The organism is Ruegeria sp. H6 (genome assembly GCF_056532975.1).
Map to the genome: position 1 here is coordinate 185,219 of NZ_JBQFOA010000006.1, position 17,350 is coordinate 202,568.

A 17,350-nucleotide genomic window follows, 5' to 3' on the forward strand; every position below is an offset into this window, starting at 1 on the left:
TCCGTGAGTACACGGGGTTTTCCGGGGAATTCGGTCGCCCAAAAAGAACGGTCGCAACGTATCTAACAGCATGATCACGCGTCGAGTATTCTTAATTTTTTTGGATTTGGTGCCCAGGAGAGGACTCGAACCTCCACGTCCATACGGACACTAGCACCTGAAGCTAGCGCGTCTACCAATTCCGCCACCTGGGCAGGTGTCGTGGAGCGCCGTTTAAGCCGACTGGCGTGGGGCGTCAACCGGATTCGGACGGAATTTGAAAGTTTTTTGACGGCGCCACAGGCATTGCGTCCAACCCGGCGATACATGGCAATTGCCGGGCGCGGCGTATTAGCGGCTTGTTTGCGGGTCTGATGAATTGTAGATCGGATCAGGACGAAGAAAGCAGGAGCGCCATCATGTCCAAAATGGTCACGATTTACGGTGGATCGGGATTTGTCGGGCGCTATATCGCTCGTCGAATGGCGGCCCAGGGATGGCGCGTTCGGGTCGCGGTGCGGCGCCCGAACGAGGCGATGTTCGTCAAGACCTATGGCGTGGTTGGGCAGGTCGAGCCGGTATTGTGCAATATCCGGGACGATGCCTCGGTTGATTTGGCCATGCAGGGGGCAGAGGCGGTGGTGAACTGCGTTGGTGTCCTCAACGAGTTGGGCAAAAACGATTTCGACGCAGTTCAGGCCGACGGGGCCGAACGTATCGCGCGTTTGGCTGCCAAAAATGGTGTTGCGCGGATGGTGCATATCTCGGCAATTGGCGCGGATGCCGAGGCGGACAGCGCCTATGCCCGCACCAAGGCCAAGGGCGAGGCTGGTGTGCTTGCGCATATGCCGGCTGCCATCATCCTGCGCCCTTCGATCATTTTTGGAACCGAAGATCAGTTCTTTAACCGCTTTGCCGCGATGACGCGATTTGGCCCGTTCCTTCCGCTGGTAGGGGCCGAAACCAGGTTCCAGCCCGTTTATGTCGATGATGTGGCCAAAGCAGCCGAAGCAGCGGTGCTGGGTCAGGGTGAAGCTGGAGTTTATGAGCTGGGCGGCCCCGAGGTCAAAACCTTCCGCGCACTCATGCAGCAGATGCTGGACGTGATTCACCGTCGTCGTGTGATTCTGAGCATGCCGTTCTTTGCGGCCAATGTCATGGCCGGCGTTCTGGACATGCTGAAATTTGTCAGCTTTCAGCTGTTCTCCAATCCCATCCTGACCCGTGATCAGGTCAAGAACCTGCGCAATGACAACGTTGTCGCGGAAGGGGCCAAGGGATTTGTGGAATTGGGTATCGAACCCGCAGCGCTGGATTCGGTTTTGCCCAGCTATCTGTGGAAATTCCGCCCCTCTGGTCAGTATGACGACATCCAGAATTCGGCCAGGAACCTGCGGATGTGATCAGCTGTAGGCGATCACCAGCAGGACAGCACCCAGAATAACGCGATAGACAACGTAGGGCGTAAAGCTGACGCTGCGCAGCAGCCGCATCATCAGGCTGAGCGCCAGCAGCGCTGCGACAAAGGCAAAGGCGGCGGCAATGGCACCGTCCCGGGCAAGTGCTGCGTCTGCGTTGCGTATGACGTCCACTGACAACAAGGTGCCCGAGGCGAGGATCGTCGGGATGGACATCAGCATTGCGATTCTGGCGCCGTCTTCGCGGGAATATCCCAGCTGTCGCGCTCCGGTGATCGTGATCCCGGATCGGGATGTGCCGGGGATCAGGGCCAACAACTGCCACAGCCCCATGATCACGGCATCCCGAATACCCCAATCGGCAGAGCGTTTGGTTTGCGGCCCTTTCTGATCGGCCCAGTAAAGGACAAGACCAAACCCAAGCATGGCCCAACCGATCACGGCGATCGAGCGCAGCAATTGATCCAGGCCGGTTCCAAAAAGAATGGCGCCTGCAATGACTGTTGGGATGGTCGCGATGATCAAGGACAAGGCCAGCCGGGATTCAGGCGTATCCGCCCGACCGGTCAGGGCACGCGGCAAACCCGAAAGGGCCTGTTTCACGTCCGTCCAGAAGTAGACCACAACCGCACCAAGCGTGCCGATGTGAACGGCCACGTCGATTGTCAGCCCCTGATCCTCCATACCCGTCAGGCTTGGAAGCAGGATCAGGTGACCCGAGGAAGAAACTGGCAGAAACTCGGTAACGCCCTGAATGATCGCCACCAGAATCAGTTGCAAAAGACTCATCTAAACCGCCGCGTCACCGCCTCGAATGCACTATGGTCCATGGGTATAATCGCGCTGTCGGAAAGGAAAGCACTCAAATAGGTCCGAATCGGAACTAAAATTGATCTGATTTCTCTGAATTTGTGAGGTGCGCGTCGATATTTCCTAAAATAGGTCAGTATAATTGACTTTTAATTCAGAAACCCATGTCTTAAAGAGGCACGACCAAGCCAATTCATGGAGTCTGACCCGTGGCCAAGCAACCGATGCTGAAATTTGTGCAGATCGACCGTGTCATGCCCGAAAAGCGTGCCGCCGACACCCGCAAGGAAGACTTCGACGAAATCTATGCCGAGTTTGCAGCCGAGAAGGCGGCCGAGCAGGCCAGCCGCTGCAGCCAATGTGGTGTGCCCTATTGTCAGTCGCATTGCCCGCTGCACAACAACATTCCCGATTGGCTGCACCTGACAGCCACGGGGCGCCTGGAAGAGGCCTATGCCACAAGTCAGGCCACCAACGCCTTCCCCGAGATCTGCGGCCGTATCTGCCCACAGGACCGCCTGTGTGAAGGCAATTGCGTGATCGAACAATCGGGCCACGGCACGGTCACCATTGGCACGATCGAGAAATACATCACCGACACCGCCTGGGACAAAGGCTGGGTGCAGCCCGTCGTTCCTGGCGCTGAACGCAGTGAAAGCGTCGGCATCATTGGTGGTGGACCCGGCGGCCTGGCCGCGGCGGACATGCTGCGCCGGTCGGGCATTCAGGTCACGGTATATGACCGCTATGACCGCGCAGGCGGGTTGCTGATGTACGGGATCCCAGGTTTCAAGCTGGAAAAGGACATCGTGCAGCGTCGCAATGATCTGTTGGCCGAAGGCGGGGTCGAGTTCGTTCTGAACTGTGACGTGGATGCCGAGAAGTTTGCCGAGATTCGTGCCAAGCATGACGCTGTGATCATCGCCACCGGCGTTTACAAATCGCGTGACTTGTCCATGCCCGGTAGCGGTTTGGGCGGTATCGAAAAAGCCATCGACTTTCTGACCGCCTCAAACCGCAAGAGCTTTGGTGATGAGGTCGAAGACTTTGACAATGGTCGCCTGAACGCGGCTGGCAAAAAGGTTGTTGTGATCGGTGGCGGTGACACCGCGATGGATTGCGTGCGTACCTCGGTCCGTCAGGGGGCCACGTCGGTTAAGTGCCTCTACCGGCGTGACCGGGCCAATATGCCCGGCTCGCAGCGCGAAACCCAGAACGCCGAGGAAGAAGGTGTGATCTTTGAATGGCTCAGCGCGCCGAAAGGCTTTACCGGGGACGGCTCGGTGTCCGGCGTGATGGTGCAAAAGATGCGCCTTGGCCAACCTGATGCGACAGGCCGTCAAGCGCCCGAAGTGATCGAAGGCGCGGATTACGTGGAAGAGGCTGATTTGGTGATCAAGGCGCTGGGCTTTGAGCCCGAGGACCTGCCGACCCTGTTCGGCCAGCCCGACCTGCCGGTGACCCGCTGGGGCACGATCAAGGCAGCATTCCAGACCGGCGCGACCGAGATGGACGGCGTTTACGCCATCGGTGACATTGTGCGCGGCGCGTCGCTGGTCGTGTGGGCGATCCGCGACGGTCGCGATTGTGCAGATGCGATCCTCGACCGGTTCAACGCCAAAGTGGCGGTTGCGGCCGAATAACGGCCCCCTCTGCTTGAATTCAACGAATTGCCCCACGGGGACGCGTCCGCAAACGGATGCAAGCAAATGACCAAAAACCGAGGCTCAAGCGCAGAACGCGACTCGGAAGAAGGAGACAGCCAATGACCAAATACGATGCCGATTGGGTGCGGGCCGAAGAGGCCAAGCGCAAATGGATGGCGGAAAATGGTCTCTATTCCGAGGAAGAAGAGCATTCTTCGTGTGGTGTGGGCCTTGTTGTTTCGGTCGACGGCAAAGCGTCGCGTAAGGTGGTGGATGCAGGTATCGACGCGCTCAAGGCGATCTGGCACCGAGGCGCGGTGGACGCGGATGGCAAGACCGGCGACGGCGCGGGCATTCACGTGCAGATCCCGGTTCCCTTCTTTTACGACCAGATTCGCCGCACCGGGCACGAACCGAATATGGATGAGCTGGTCGCCGTTGGTCAGGTCTTTTTGCCGCGTACCGATTTCGGCGCGCAGGAACAATGCCGGACCATCGTGGAAACCGAGGTTCTTCGGATGGGCTATTACATCTATGGCTGGCGCCATGTGCCGGTCGATGTCACCTGTCTGGGTGACAAGGCCAACGCCACCCGGCCTGAAATTGAACAAATCCTGATCTCGAACTCCAAAGGGGTCGACGAGGAAACGTTCGAGCGCGAGCTTTATGTGATCCGCCGCCGTATCGAAAAGGCAGCCGCATCAGCGGGCATCTCGGACCTTTACCTCGCATCTCTCAGCTGCCGTTCGATCATTTACAAGGGCATGATGCTGGCCGAGCAGGTGGCGGTTTTCTACCCCGATCTGATGGACGAACGGTTCGAATCTGCGTTCGCGATCTATCATCAGCGCTATTCGACCAACACCTTCCCGCAATGGTGGCTGGCGCAACCTTTCCGCATGTTGGCCCATAACGGCGAGATCAACACGCTCAAGGGCAACATCAACTGGATGAAAAGCCATGAGATCCGCATGGCGTCGGGAACCTTCGGTGATTATGCCGAAGATATCAAACCCATCATCGCGGGCGGATCGTCGGATTCAGCTGCATTAGACTCGGTTTTTGAGGTTTTGGTGCGTGCTGGCCGGTCCGCGCCTATGGCCAAGACCATGTTGGTGCCCGAAAGCTGGTCCAAGCAGGCGGTTGAGTTGCCGCAGGCCTGGCGCGACATGTATTCCTACTGCAACTCGGTGATGGAGCCATGGGATGGCCCCGCCGCCTTGGCTATGACCGATGGCCGCTGGGTCTGCGCGGGTCTCGACCGGAACGGGTTGCGCCCGATGCGCTATGTGGTGACCGGGGATGGTCTGGTGATTGCCGGGTCCGAGGCCGGGATGGTTCCGATTGATGAGGCATCCGTGACGGAAAAGGGCGCTCTGGGTCCAGGGCAAATGCTCGCCGTCGACATGAAAAAGGGCAAGCTGTTCCGCGACAAACAGATCAAGGACAAACTGGCCCGTGCGCTGCCCTTTGGCGAATGGGTCGGCAAGATCAAGGATCTGGACGATACGCTGGCCGGCGTGTCCGAGGCGCCGATTTTTTCTGGCGAAGAACTGCGCAAGCGCCAGATCGCTGCTGGCTATTCTGTTGAGGAACTGGAACAGATCCTGGCCCCGATGGCCGAAGACGGCAAAGAGGCTTTGGCCTCGATGGGGGATGACACGCCATCTGCGGTTCTATCCAAGAAATACCGTCCACTCAGCCATTTCTTCCGCCAGAATTTCAGCCAGGTGACCAACCCGCCCATCGACAGCTTGCGCGAATACCGTGTGATGTCGCTGAAAACGCGGTTTGCCAACCTCAAGAACGTGCTGGACGAAGATAGCAGCCAGACCGAAATCGTGGTTCTGGAAAGCCCCTTTGTCGGCAATGCGCAGTGGGACAAACTGGTCGAAAGCTTTGATGCGCCGCTGGCGGAAATTGACTGCAGCTTTGAACCAGGTCAGGGCGCACTCAGCGCCGCTTTGGCCCGTGTTAGAGCCGAAGCCGAAGAGGCTGTGCGCTCGGGCGCGGGGCATCTGGTGCTGTCTGACATGAACTCGGGTGCGGGTCGCGTGGCGATGCCGATGATCCTGGCGACCAGCGCCGTGCATTCACATCTGACCCGTCAGGGGTTGCGGACCTTCTGCTCGCTCAACGTGCGGTCCGCCGAATGTGTTGACCCGCATTATTTTGCCGTGCTGATCGGGTGTGGTGCGACCGTAATCAACGCCTATCTGGCCGAGGATTCGCTGGCAGACCGCATTGATCGCGGCTTGCTGGACGGAACGCTGACTGAAAATGTGGCGCGCTATCGCGAGGCGATTGATCAGGGTCTTTTGAAGATCATGGCCAAGATGGGGATTTCGGTGATCTCGTCCTATCGCGGCGGTCTGAATTTCGAGGCCGTGGGCCTCAGCCGCGCCATGGTGGCCGAGTATTTCCCGGGCATGACAAGCCGGATTTCCGGCATCGGGGTCACCGGCATTCAAACCAAGCTGGAAGAGATCCATGCCAAGGGTTGGGACAGCGGTTTGGACGTGTTGCCCATCGGCGGATTCTACAAATCGCGCAAATCGGGTGAGACCCACGCGTGGGAAGCGACCTCGATGCATATGATGCAAATGGCCTGTAACAGAGCCTCATATGAGCTGTGGAAGCAGTATTCGGCCAAGATGCAGTCGAACCCGCCGATCCACCTGCGCGACCTGATGGATTTCAAACCGCTGGGCAAGCCCGTGCCGATTGAAGAGGTTGAATCCATCACCTCGATCCGCAAACGGTTCGTCACACCAGGCATGTCGCTGGGCGCGCTGTCGCCCGAGGCGCATAAGACGCTGAACGTGGCGATGAATCGGATCGGTGCCAAATCTGACTCGGGTGAGGGTGGCGAAGATCCGGCGCATTTCGTGCCGGAACCCAATGGTGACAACCCGTCCGCGAAGATCAAACAGGTGGCGAGCGGTAGATTCGGTGTGACCGCCGAATATCTTAACCAGTGTGAAGAGCTTGAGATCAAGGTGGCCCAGGGCGCCAAGCCCGGTGAGGGTGGCCAGTTGCCCGGCATGAAAGTGACCGATCTGATTGCGCGTCTGCGGCATTCGACCAAGGGCGTGACCTTGATTTCGCCACCGCCGCACCACGACATCTATTCGATCGAGGATCTGGCGCAGCTGATCTATGACCTGAAACAGATCAACCCGCGCTGCAAGGTGACTGTGAAACTGGTGGCATCTTCGGGCGTGGGCACGATTGCCGCCGGTGTGGCCAAGGCCAAGGCGGATGTGATCCTGATTTCCGGCCACAACGGTGGCACCGGGGCCTCGCCCGCGACCAGCATCAAATATGCCGGGCTGCCGTGGGAGATGGGCTTGACCGAGGCGCATCAGGTTCTAGCGATGAACAACCTGCGCGACCGGGTGACTCTGCGCACCGATGGCGGGTTGCGCACGGGGCGCGATATCGTCATGGCCGCGATGATGGGGGCCGAGGAATACGGCATCGGCACTGCCGCCCTGATCGCGATGGGCTGTATCATGGTGCGCCAGTGCCAGTCGAACACCTGTCCGGTTGGGGTTTGTACGCAGGACGAGTCCCTGCGCGCCAAGTTCACCGGCAACGCCGATAAGGTCGTCAACCTGATCACGTTCTACGCGCAGGAAGTACGCGAGGTTCTGGCCAGCCTTGGCGCGCGGTCTGTCGATGAGATCATCGGCCGGGCCGATCTGTTGGCGCAGGTCAGCCGGGGTTCTGCGCATCTGGATGATCTGGACCTCAATCCGCTGCTGATCACCGTCGATGGCGCGCATGACATCGTTTATGACCGCGACAAGGATCGGAATGCGGTTCCGGATACTCTGGACGCTGAAATCGTCCGCGATGCGGCGCGGTTCCTGAAAGACGGTGAGAAGATGCAGCTGTCTTACGCCATTCAGAACACGCACCGGACGGTCGGCACGCGGGTGTCCAGTCATATCGTGCAGAATTTCGGCATGCGGAATACGTTCCAGGACGACCATTTGCATGTAAAACTGCAGGGCTCAGCCGGTCAGTCGCTGGGCGCGTTTGCGGCTCCGGGGCTCAAGCTGGAGGTGTCGGGTGATGCCAATGACTATGTCGGCAAGGGCTTGTCGGGTGGCACAATTGTCGTGCGCCCTCCCCAGGTCAGCCCGCTGAAGGCAGATGACAACACGATCATCGGTAACACGGTGCTGTATGGCGCCACAGACGGCCACCTGTTCGCGGCGGGTCGCGCAGGAGAACGGTTCGCGGTACGTAACTCGGGGGCCAAAGTGGTGATCGAGGGCTGCGGGTCAAACGGGTGCGAATACATGACCGGCGGCGTTGCGGTGATCCTTGGCGATATCGGTGCGAACTTTGGGGCCGGTATGACCGGCGGTATGGCCTACTTGTACGATCCCGAAGGCAAAGCCGAACTGCTGATGAACAAAGAGACGCTGGTGATCTGTCCGGTGACTGTCGATCACTGGGAAGCGCAGCTGAAATCGCTGATCGAACGGCATGCTGCGGAAACACACAGCCGTAAGGCCCGCGATATCCTGCAACATTGGGCGGTGGAAAAAGGCCACTTCCTGCAGGTTTGCCCCAAAGAAATGCTGTCCAACCTCAGCCACCCGCTGACCAGTGAGGTGAGCGCCGTTCCGGCGGAGTAAGCACCTGAAACAAGCCCTTCGCGTGTTATTTGTACCACGCGAAGGGCGGCGAAACGCAAATATTGCGCAGGGCATTCTTGTTTACGAATCGAGAACCTGCCTAGCTTTAGAATAAGAAACCGATCGCGTGCCGGCACCGTGCTGGCATCTCTGTTGTTTCCTTGTTCCGGAGCGGGCGAATGCCAACGACGTATACGGACCAGTTTTTTATCCTTGACCCGGCGAACCCCGGGGCAAATGGCACCGTGCCCGGTTCCACCCTGACGGTCGCAACGCTGGATATCGTTGATCAGAACGACGATGGTCTGATCAACCGACTGGACCCGCCCGGCGGCGGGGATACAGTTGATGGGTCCGACATTACTGCTTCGTATTTCGATGACGTGGTCACGATTGAGTTGGCCGACGGCACGCCAGTCACCTACACGGGTGTCACGTTTTATCTGGCTGACGGGCGCGAAGTCTTCACACCTACCGATGGAAGCGTGTTGCAGGAGGGCACATTTGTGTCCTCTTCCATTGTGGATACGAGTGACACAGGTGCGAGTTTCGGGTCGCTCGATCCCGCCGACCTTGCTCCGCCCTGCTTTACGCCCGGAACTTTGATCGACACCCCAGATGGTTCGCGACGGGTCGAAGATCTGAAGGTTGGCGACCTGGTTCTGACTCAGGACCGTGGGGCGCAGCCATTGAAATGGATTGGCAGAACCACCGTCGAGGCAACCGGGAAGTTTGCGCCTATATTGTTCAACAAGGGCGTGTTGGGTCTGACGGCCCCCCTTTTGGTTTCGCCACAACACCGGATGCTGATCGACGATTGGCGCGCGCCATATCTGTTTGGCCACGCCGAAGTGCTGGTTGCCGCCCATTGCCTGGTGAACGGTAACACCGTCTCGCGGGTCGAGGGCGGCCAGGTCGAATACATCCATCTACTGTTTTCCGACCACGAAATCATCGTGGCCAACGGTGCAAAAAGCGAAAGCTATTTTCCCGGGCACGCGATTTCGCAGTCTTCCCGCAGAGCGCAGGCGGAAATTCTGGAATTGTTTCCAGAGCTTGCGGGCGTTGGCGTGAATGAGCTCAGAACCGTGCGGCCGGTGGTGCCCCCGCGCGAGGCACGGCTGATTGCCAAATAAGCCTTTCCCATCACAACCGGCGCGACGTATAGCAAGGACATGGCAAAGAAAGCAGCCCGCTCCTCAAGCGGTAAGAAAAAGAAGTCATCACAGGCAAAAAAACGGCGCTCTGTCTTTGGTCAGGTGCGGCGCTGGGCAGTGCGCGTTGCACTGGCTAGCGTCCTTGGCTTCATTGCGCTCGTGCTGCTCTATTCGGTCGTCAATCCGCCGGTCACGCACACGATCTGGTCCGAATGGCGGCGTCTGGGCCGGGTTGAGCGGGAATGGGTTCCGATCGAAAACATCGCTCCGGTCATGGCCCGGTCTGTTGTTGCGGCTGAGGATGCCAATTTCTGCCTGCATTGGGGATTTGACGTCGAGGCGATCCGAGATGCGCTGGAAGACGGTGGATCTCGCGGAGCCTCGACGTTGTCGCAGCAAGTGGTGAAGAACGTGTTCCTGTGGCAAGGCCGCAGCTGGGTGCGCAAGGCGCTTGAGACGTCAATGACCCCGGTCGTTGAAATCATCTGGTCCAAGCAGCGGATCATTGAGGTCTATCTGAACGTCGCCGAAACGGGACAGGGCATCTTTGGTGTCGAGGCCGCAGCGCAGCACTATTTCGGCGTCAGCGCACAGAACCTGAGTGCCGTCCAGGCCGCGCGATTGGCGGCCATCCTGCCTTCGCCCCGCAAAAGGTCGGCCCGGGACCCTTCGGTCTGGACCCGCAGACGCGCGGCCTCGATCCAGGATGGGGCGGCTACCATCCGCGCAGATGGTCGCGCGGATTGTTTCGAGGATTGAAACCGCCCCCCCGACAAGGCTAAAGCTGAAAAGGTATTATCTGGTTCGATTGGAAGTCCATGGCGCGTCTGTTTCACGTACCCCTCTCGCCTTACTGCCGTAAGGTCCGGCTCTCACTTGGGGAAAAAAAGATCGAGGTCGAACTGGTCGAGGAGAGATATTGGGAGCAGGACCCGGATTTTATGCGCCGCAATCCGGCAGGCAAAGTGCCTGTGTTGCGGCTGGACGGGCAGTTGATGTCCGAAAGCGCCGCGATTTGCGAGTATATTGAGGAAACCCGGCCCGAGCCGCCGTTGATGCCCAAAAAGCCCGAGGCCCGGTTCGAAGTGCGTCGCCTTGTGGGCTGGTTTGACGACAAGTTCCATCACGAAGTGACCTCGAAGCTGCTGTATGAGCGGGTGAACAAGAAGGTGACGGGGCAGGGCTATCCCGACAGCAAGAATGTCAAGCAGGGCGCCAAGGCGATCAAGTACCACCTGGACTACATGTCCTGGCTGCTGGATCATCGTCGTTGGCTGGCCGGGGATCAGATGACGTTGGCCGATTTCGCGGCGGCGGCACATTTGTCGGCGCTGGACTACATCTCGGACGTGGATTGGAACCGCTCTCAGGCCGTGAAGGACTGGTATGCCAAGATCAAATCCCGCCCTGCATTCCGGTCGATTCTGGCCGATCAGGTGCCGGGTTTCCGACCCCCTCCCCATTACGCCGATCTGGATTTCTGATAAGGTGACGGCTGACTTTGTCCCTCGTGTTGAGGTGCGAACCCCTCAAGAGTATTTGTAGCCAGATGAAAAGCGGATCGGAGTTAAAGGAACGGCTGATTGCCCAAGCCTTGTCCGAAGGCTTTGTCTCATGTCGGATATGTCGACCCTGGGATGTACCCGACGTGCCGGACCGGCTGCAAGAGTTTCTGGATGCCGGGTATCACGGGCAGATGGGCTGGATGGCCGAACGCACCCATTGGCGCGGCGATCCGGCGGCGCTGTGGCCCGAGGCGCGATCCGTGATCATGTTGGCCGAAAGCTACACGCCTGATCATGACCCGAGCGCGATATTGGACCATCCGGACAAGGCGGCGATTTCCGTTTACGCGCAGAACAAGGACTACCACGATCTGGTCAAGAAGCGCCTCAAACGTTTGGCGCGCTGGCTGATTGCCGAAGGTGGCGGCGAGGTCAAAGTGTTTGTGGACACGGCCCCGGTGCCCGAAAAGGCCCTGGGCCATGCGGCGGGGCTGGGATGGCAGGGAAAACATACCAATCTGGTCAGCCGCGATTGGGGCAATTGGGCCTTTATAGGGTCTGTTTTCACAACTTTGGACCTACCAAGGGATGCGCCCGAAGTCGATCATTGCGGGTCCTGCCGGGCGTGCCTTGACGTCTGTCCCACTGACGCGTTTCCGGCCCCCTATCTGTTGGATGCACGGCGCTGTATTTCCTATCTGACCATCGAACACAAAGGCCCGGTTGACGAGGCCTTGCGCAGCAAGCTGGGCAACCGGATTTATGGTTGCGACGACTGTCTTGCCGCGTGCCCGTGGAACAAGTTCGCAGTTGCCGCCAGCGACATTCGGTATGCGGCCCGGGACGAATTGAAAGCCCCTGTGCTGGCAGACCTGGCTGCCCTGGATGACGCGGGGTTTCGCGCGTTGTTTTCCGGCTCGCCCATCAAGCGGATCGGGCGCGACCGGTTCGTGCGCAATGTGCTTTATGCCATCGGGAACTCGGGTGAACCCGGGCTGAAACCGTCGGCGGAAGCATTGCAAAACGATCCGGACCCGGCGGTGGCGGATGCCGCGCGCTGGGCGGTGCAACAGCTGCCCTAAATGCCGCAAACAGGCTGGACGCGCCGCGTTTAACCGCTACACCCGAGACAGACGAACAGACGGAGGACCCCATGGCGTTGGCATTGGGTGTGGATACGGGCGGAACCTATACCGACGCGGTGTTGATCCGCGACGAAAAAGAGGTGATCGCCTCGGCCAAAGCGCTGACAACGCGGGCGGATCTGGCGGTTGGGGTCGGTAAGGCGATCTCGGCTGTTTTGGACGATGCCGGGATTGCACCGAATGAGGTTGCGATGGCCTCGCTCTCTACCACATTGGCCACCAATGCGCTGGTTGAAGGGCAAGGCGGGCGCGTCGCTCTGATTTATATCGGGTTTCGCGAGGGTGATCTGGAAAAGCACGGGCTTCGCGAGGCGTTGAAAGATGACCCGGCGCTGGTTGTGTCCGGCGGGCATAACCACGCCGGCGGCGAAGCGGCCCCGTTGGATCGGCAGGCCATTTCGGATTTCCTTGACGCACAAACCGGGGTCTCTGGCTATGCGATCGCTGCGCAATTCGCGACCCGAAACCCGGCGCACGAGCTTGAGGCCGCGCGAATTGTGGCGGAAAGGACCGGCGCGCCGGTCACATGCTCGCACCAGTTGTCTGCCAAGTTGAATGGTCCCAAACGCGCCGTAACGGCAGTGCTGAATGCGCGGCTGATCGGGATGATCGACCGATTGATCGGACGGGCGAAGGACAGGCTGCAAGAACTGGGCATTACCGCGCCAATGATGGTTGTGCGGGGTGATGGCGCGTTGATGAGCGCTGAACAGGCGCGGGACCGGCCGATTGAAACCATCCTCAGCGGGCCAGCCGCATCTATCGTCGGCGCCCGCTGGTTGAAGGGAGCGGACAACGCGCTGGTGTCTGACATCGGCGGGACCACAACGGATGTGGCTCTGATCCGCGACGGCAAGCCCGCGATTGATCCCGCTGGCGCCAGCGTTGGCGGGTTTCGCACCATGGTCGAAGCGGTTGCGATGCGCACCCATGGCCTGGGCGGGGACAGTCAGGTTCATGTGGTGACCGAAGGCTTGGGCGGCGGCGTGTTCCTGGGCCCCCGGCGGGTCCTGCCGGTTTCGCTGATCGCGACCGAAGCGCCCGAATTGGTCCATGCCGTTCTGGACGAACAGTTGCGTGCCACCACGGTGGGCGAGCATGACACCAGATTTGCGCGCAGGTTACCGAGCGTGCGCGCCGATGGCGTTGGCCCCCGAGAAGAGGCGTTGCTTGAACGCTTGGACGATCAGGTTCTGCCCTTGGATAAACTGCTGCGCACCCGGATGGAGCAGGGCGCGCTGACCCGTTTGGTGGATCGGGGCATCGTTCAGGTTTCGGGCATCACTCCATCGGATGCCAGCCACGTTCTGGGGCGTCTGGCCGAATGGGATGGCGAAGCGGCCCGAAAAGCGGTTGAGGTGATCGCCAGACGGCGTGTCGGATCGGGTGATGTGTTGGCAAAAACACCGGAAGAGCTGGCGCAGATGATTATCGATCAACTGACGGAACAGACGTCTTTGGTCTTGTTAGAGACTGCTTTTGCCGAAGAAGCCGATAGCTTTGCGCTGCCCGCCCCTGACCTTGCCCGCCATGTTTTGCTGCAGCGCGGCCTGGCGGGTCATCGGGGTCTGGTCGCGCTGGACGCCGGGTTGAACCTTGATGTCGTCGGGCTGGGCGCCTCTGCCCCCAGCTATTACCCCGCTGTGGGCGAGCGTTTGCATTGCCGGATGATCCTGCCCGAACATGCCGGTGTGGCCAACGCGATCGGGGCGGTTGTGGGTCGTTTGACCCTGCGCAGGTCGGGCACGGTAACGTCACCTGCCGAAGGGCGATACCGCGTGCATCTTGAGGACGGGCCGCAGGACTTTTCGGATTCGCAAGAGGCGCTGACCCTTCTGGAAACCGTCTTGCGGAGTCAGGCGGAAGGTGCGGTTCGGGACGCTGGCGCCGAAGATATCCGCGTTATCGTCGATCACGACATCCGCACCGCCAAGATCGAGGCACAGGAAGTGTTTGTCGAAGCGCTGATCACGGTCGAGGCCAGCGGGCGACCTCGGGTCGCGGTGGGGTAGACCCCCCACCGCACGCAATTTATTCAGCCGCGTCGACGCGTTTGGGCAAAACCCAGTCCTGCCGGGGGAAGTGGCAGGTATAGCCGTTGGGGATGCGCTCCAGGTAATCCTGATGCTCGGGCTCGGCCTCCCAGAAATCGCCGACCGGTTCAACCTCGGTCACCACCTTGCCGGGCCAGATCCCACTGGCATCGACATCCGCAATCGTGTCCAGCGCAACCTGTTTCTGGGCGTCGTCCACATAGTAGATGGCTGAACGATAGCTCATCCCCCGGTCATTGCCCTGACGGTTCAGGGTGGTGGGGTCGTGGATCTGAAAGAAAAACTCCAGCAGCTTTCGGTAGGAAATCTGCGCCGGGTCGAACCAGATCTCGATCCCTTCGGCATGGGTGCCGTGGTTGCGATAGGTGGCGTTCGGTACATCGCCGCCGGTATAGCCGACGCGCGTGCGCGATACGCCGGGAAGTTTGCGGATCAGGTCCTGCATGCCCCAAAAGCAGCCACCGGCTAAAACAGCGCGTTCTTCGGTCATTGGATATCCTCCACATGTGTCAGGTAATCGCCGTAGCCTTCGGCCTCCATCTCGTCGCGATGGATGAACCGCAGGGCGGCAGAGTTGATGCAGTAACGCAAACCGCCATGTTCGCGCGGGCCGTCGGGAAACACATGGCCCAGATGGCTGTCCCCATGTTTCGAGCGGACCTCGGTTCGGACCATGCCGTGGGTCGTGTCGCGAAATTCCTCCACATGCTCATGGATGATCGGCTTGGTGAAACTGGGCCAGCCGCAACCGGATTCGTATTTATGGGTCGAGGCAAAAAGCGGCTCGCCCGAGACGATGTCGACGTAAATCCCCGGTTCCTTGTTGCCCAGCAGCTTGCCGGTGCCCGGACGCTCGGTCCCGCTGCGCTGGGTGACGTGGAACTCCTCAGGAGAGAGAGCGGCGATGGCCTCGGGGTCTTTGGTATAACGGGTCATTGCGCCTCCTGTCATTGGTGTGTGGTCTACTATTTGGGCATATCCGCGCGGAAATCAAAATCATATTTCAACCTGCTCGCGGGTCCGTGCAATTGATCCGAGGGGCGGCGTGCCGCGTAAACAGGTTAACAGGAGGTGAAGACATGTTACGGATGGCTTTGTTGTCGGCTCTGATCTTTTTGGCCAAAGCCGTTCAGGCGGCACCGCTCAGCGCTGAATTCAACTCGATCGACGGGGGTACGCTGTCGTTGGAAGACTGGCGCGGGCAACCTGTTCTTGTGGTCAACACGGCGTCGCTGTGTGGGTTCACCGGTCAATATGCCGATCTGCAAGAGTTGCATGAAACCTACCAAGAGCAAGGTCTGGTGGTTCTGGCGGTGCCTTCGAACTCGTTCCGTCAGGAGCTGGAGTCTGCCGGAGACGTCAAAGAGTTTTGCGAGATCCACTATGATCTGACCCTGCCGATGACGGATATCATCGATGTCAAAGGCCCCAATGCGCATCCCTTCTACAAGGCTGTTGCGTCACAGACCGGCTTTGTTCCCAACTGGAATTTCAACAAGGTCCTGATTTCGCCCCAGGGCACTGTTGTTGCTACCTACGGGTCGGGCACCAAACCGAATGGCCGTAAGCTGATCAATCAGGTTGAAGCCTTGCTGCCCTGAGCGGGCTGGCGCGAGAGCTGTACGGCAAGGATACCCAAAGTGGTGATCACCACGCCCACCGCGTCCAGTGGGCCCAGCCGTTCGCCCAGCAAAAGATAGGCGATGGCAACGCCAAAGACCGGGTTGAGAAAGTGGAACGTGGCCGCGCGGATCGCACCGACCCGGTTGAGCAGAAGAAACCAGATCAGCGTCGCGATCAGGCCCGGAAACAGGGTGGTGTAGGCAAAGGCCATGGCCAGCGGCAGGGTCGGGTTGATATAGATCGTCTCAAATATCGGTGCGGCGAAAAACAGGACGGCAGAGCCCACGAACATCTGCAGCCCCACGACCATCATAAAGTTTCCGCCAGACGTCGCCCCGCGCACGGCGAGCGTTGCAAAGCTAAGCGCCAATGCACCCAAACCGCACAGCACGATCCCGAACAGATCGACGCCTGCGCTGATGCGGCTGCCCATGATCAGAGCCACGCCAACAAACCCGGCCAGCAACCCCACGACGCCCATGGGCTTTAGCCTGTCACCCAAAAACGCCCAACTGGCAAACGCGACCAGCAATGGCATGGTTGATGCGATGATCGCCGCGACCGAGGCCTCGACCGTTTGCATGGCGTAGAAATTTAGACCCAGATACAGCGCGTTTTGGCATAGCCCGAACAGGAAGGTCGCGCGCCATTGAGCGGGGGTCAGGCGCCAGCTTTGCCCCATGGCGCGGGCAATCGCCACGCCGATTATGCCAGAGATCAGGAACCGCAGCGCCAGCGAAAACAGGGGCGAGGCATCGGCCACGATGATGCGCGCCGAGGTAAAGGCCGACGACCAGATCAAGGCAAAGGTCAGCCCCATGGCAATGGCGCGCAGATCCATTTGGTTCTCCTGAGATTTCCGGGCAGACCTTTGACGGTTTTTTAGCCGACCGCAAGCAAAAGGGGCCGCCAATCGGCGACCCCTAAAATTCAGATGTTGAAAGCCGCGGCTTAGCCGTTCACGCTGTCTTTCAGTGCTTTGGCGATGGTCATCTTGACGACCTTGTCGGCTTCTTTCTTGAACTGTTCACCGGTGGCGGGGTTGCGCACCATACGCTCGGGGCGTTCACGGCAGTAGATTTTGCCAACGCCGGGCAGGGTGACAGCACCACCTGCGGACACTTCGCGGGTGATCAGGCCGGTCATGGCCTCCAGCGCCGCGTTCGCGGATTTCTTGTCTGTCCCCATTTCCTCAGCGAGAGCAGCAACCAGCTGAGTCTTTGTCATAGGCTTTGCCATTTCTTGGTCTCCTTAACGTGCCCGATAATTTGGGCCTCACCGCGTAACTGTAACGGGATATTGTGGGTGAACACAACGAATAGTAGCGCTGAGAACCATAAAAATATGGGGAAATCGTTGCT

At 59.5% G+C, this 17,350-nt stretch carries 14 protein-coding genes and 1 tRNA gene; 9 read left to right on the forward strand and 6 right to left on the reverse strand.

The features are described from left to right. Positions 1 to 107 precede the first annotated feature (107 nt). Positions 108 to 194: transfer RNA gene (locus tag ACR0AG_RS12920), tRNA-Leu, on the reverse strand. Positions 195 to 398: 204 nt separating this feature from the next. Here ACR0AG_RS12920 and ACR0AG_RS12925 point away from each other — a divergent pair. Then, positions 399 to 1,382, forward strand: a complete 984-nt coding sequence (locus ACR0AG_RS12925) for a complex I NDUFA9 subunit family protein (protein WP_480839443.1) — start codon at positions 399 to 401, stop codon at positions 1,380 to 1,382. Here the strand turns inward: ACR0AG_RS12925 and ACR0AG_RS12930 are convergent, their stop codons facing one another. Next, the gene (locus ACR0AG_RS12930) at positions 1,383 to 2,186 is read right to left on the reverse strand and encodes an undecaprenyl-diphosphate phosphatase (protein WP_480839445.1); all 804 of its coding nucleotides are present in this window, start codon (positions 2,184 to 2,186) and stop codon (positions 1,383 to 1,385) included. Between the two features lie 230 nt (positions 2,187 to 2,416). Here ACR0AG_RS12930 and ACR0AG_RS12935 point away from each other — a divergent pair, with 230 nt between their 5' ends. The 7 genes from ACR0AG_RS12935 to ACR0AG_RS12965 all read left to right on the forward strand — a co-directional run bounded on the left by ACR0AG_RS12935 (position 2,417) and on the right by ACR0AG_RS12965 (position 14,324). Continuing rightward, entirely contained in the window at positions 2,417 to 3,850 is a 1,434-nt protein-coding gene (locus ACR0AG_RS12935; protein ID WP_480839447.1) for an NAD(P)-dependent oxidoreductase, read from the forward strand. A gap of 122 nt (positions 3,851 to 3,972) precedes the next feature. Beyond that, entirely contained in the window at positions 3,973 to 8,505 is a 4,533-nt protein-coding gene (gene gltB / locus ACR0AG_RS12940; protein WP_480839449.1) for a glutamate synthase large subunit, read from the forward strand. Positions 8,506 to 8,684: 179 nt separating this feature from the next. Continuing rightward, the gene (locus ACR0AG_RS12945) at positions 8,685 to 9,641 is read left to right on the forward strand and encodes a Hint domain-containing protein (protein WP_480839451.1); all 957 of its coding nucleotides are present in this window, start codon (positions 8,685 to 8,687) and stop codon (positions 9,639 to 9,641) included. Between the two features lie 39 nt (positions 9,642 to 9,680). Next, the gene (gene mtgA, locus ACR0AG_RS12950) at positions 9,681 to 10,421 is read left to right on the forward strand and encodes a monofunctional biosynthetic peptidoglycan transglycosylase (protein WP_480839453.1); all 741 of its coding nucleotides are present in this window, start codon (positions 9,681 to 9,683) and stop codon (positions 10,419 to 10,421) included. 59 nt (positions 10,422 to 10,480) lie between these two features. Next, on the forward strand, positions 10,481 to 11,146 hold the full coding sequence (fzlA, locus tag ACR0AG_RS12955; RefSeq protein WP_480839455.1) for an FtsZ-binding protein FzlA: 666 nt from the start codon (positions 10,481 to 10,483) through the stop codon (positions 11,144 to 11,146). Between the two features lie 65 nt (positions 11,147 to 11,211). Continuing rightward, positions 11,212 to 12,249 (forward strand): tRNA epoxyqueuosine(34) reductase QueG, encoded by a 1,038-nt coding sequence (gene queG / locus ACR0AG_RS12960; protein WP_480839457.1) that lies wholly within the window; start codon positions 11,212 to 11,214, stop codon positions 12,247 to 12,249. Positions 12,250 to 12,320: 71 nt separating this feature from the next. Next, a complete protein-coding gene (locus tag ACR0AG_RS12965) occupies positions 12,321 to 14,324 on the forward strand; it encodes a hydantoinase/oxoprolinase family protein (RefSeq protein ID WP_480839459.1) in 2,004 nt (667 codons plus the stop codon). A 19-nt stretch (positions 14,325 to 14,343) separates the two neighbouring features. Here the strand turns inward: ACR0AG_RS12965 and msrA are convergent, their stop codons facing one another. Together msrA and msrB are read right to left on the reverse strand one after the other, a co-directional pair. Continuing rightward, the gene (msrA, locus tag ACR0AG_RS12970) at positions 14,344 to 14,856 is read right to left on the reverse strand and encodes a peptide-methionine (S)-S-oxide reductase MsrA (RefSeq protein WP_480839461.1); all 513 of its coding nucleotides are present in this window, start codon (positions 14,854 to 14,856) and stop codon (positions 14,344 to 14,346) included. Beyond that, positions 14,853 to 15,302 carry a peptide-methionine (R)-S-oxide reductase MsrB gene (msrB, locus tag ACR0AG_RS12975; RefSeq protein WP_480839463.1) on the reverse strand — a complete coding sequence of 150 codons (450 nt, stop codon included), beginning with the start codon at positions 15,300 to 15,302 and terminating at the stop codon, positions 14,853 to 14,855. The genes msrA and msrB overlap by 4 nt, the downstream gene beginning before the upstream one ends. A 143-nt stretch (positions 15,303 to 15,445) precedes the next feature. Here msrB and ACR0AG_RS12980 point away from each other — a divergent pair, with 143 nt between their 5' ends. Next, a complete protein-coding gene (locus ACR0AG_RS12980; RefSeq protein WP_480839465.1) occupies positions 15,446 to 15,967 on the forward strand; it encodes a glutathione peroxidase in 522 nt (173 codons plus the stop codon). Here ACR0AG_RS12980 and ACR0AG_RS12985 read toward each other — a convergent pair. Next, on the reverse strand, positions 15,943 to 16,830 hold the full coding sequence (locus ACR0AG_RS12985) for a DMT family transporter (RefSeq protein WP_480839467.1): 888 nt from the start codon (positions 16,828 to 16,830) through the stop codon (positions 15,943 to 15,945). The genes ACR0AG_RS12980 and ACR0AG_RS12985 overlap by 25 nt on opposite strands. A 110-nt stretch (positions 16,831 to 16,940) precedes the next feature. After that, positions 16,941 to 17,228 (reverse strand): HU family DNA-binding protein, encoded by a 288-nt coding sequence (locus ACR0AG_RS12990; RefSeq protein ID WP_010442901.1) that lies wholly within the window; start codon positions 17,226 to 17,228, stop codon positions 16,941 to 16,943. Between the last annotated feature and the right edge of the window lie 122 nt (positions 17,229 to 17,350).

What these genes read in the sequence shown, in the direction of transcription:
- ACR0AG_RS12965 (WP_480839459.1), top strand. Translation starts at nt 12,321, where the DNA reads ATGGCGTTGGCATTGGGTGTGGATACGGGCGGAACCTATACCGACGCG.
- queG (WP_480839457.1), top strand. Translation starts at nt 11,212, where the DNA reads ATGAAAAGCGGATCGGAGTTAAAGGAACGGCTGATTGCCCAAGCCTTG.
- ACR0AG_RS12980 (WP_480839465.1), top strand. Translation starts at nt 15,446, where the DNA reads ATGTTACGGATGGCTTTGTTGTCGGCTCTGATCTTTTTGGCCAAAGCC.
- ACR0AG_RS12985 (WP_480839467.1), bottom strand. Translation starts at nt 16,830, where the DNA reads ATGGATCTGCGCGCCATTGCCATGGGGCTGACCTTTGCCTTGATCTGG.
- msrB (WP_480839463.1), bottom strand. Translation starts at nt 15,302, where the DNA reads ATGACCCGTTATACCAAAGACCCCGAGGCCATCGCCGCTCTCTCTCCT.
- gltB (WP_480839449.1), top strand. Translation starts at nt 3,973, where the DNA reads ATGACCAAATACGATGCCGATTGGGTGCGGGCCGAAGAGGCCAAGCGC.
- ACR0AG_RS12930 (WP_480839445.1), bottom strand. Translation starts at nt 2,186, where the DNA reads ATGAGTCTTTTGCAACTGATTCTGGTGGCGATCATTCAGGGCGTTACC.
- mtgA (WP_480839453.1), top strand. Translation starts at nt 9,681, where the DNA reads ATGGCAAAGAAAGCAGCCCGCTCCTCAAGCGGTAAGAAAAAGAAGTCA.
- ACR0AG_RS12925 (WP_480839443.1), top strand. Translation starts at nt 399, where the DNA reads ATGTCCAAAATGGTCACGATTTACGGTGGATCGGGATTTGTCGGGCGC.
- ACR0AG_RS12945 (WP_480839451.1), top strand. Translation starts at nt 8,685, where the DNA reads ATGCCAACGACGTATACGGACCAGTTTTTTATCCTTGACCCGGCGAAC.
- fzlA (WP_480839455.1), top strand. Translation starts at nt 10,481, where the DNA reads ATGGCGCGTCTGTTTCACGTACCCCTCTCGCCTTACTGCCGTAAGGTC.
- msrA (WP_480839461.1), bottom strand. Translation starts at nt 14,856, where the DNA reads ATGACCGAAGAACGCGCTGTTTTAGCCGGTGGCTGCTTTTGGGGCATG.
- ACR0AG_RS12990 (WP_010442901.1), bottom strand. Translation starts at nt 17,228, where the DNA reads ATGGCAAAGCCTATGACAAAGACTCAGCTGGTTGCTGCTCTCGCTGAG.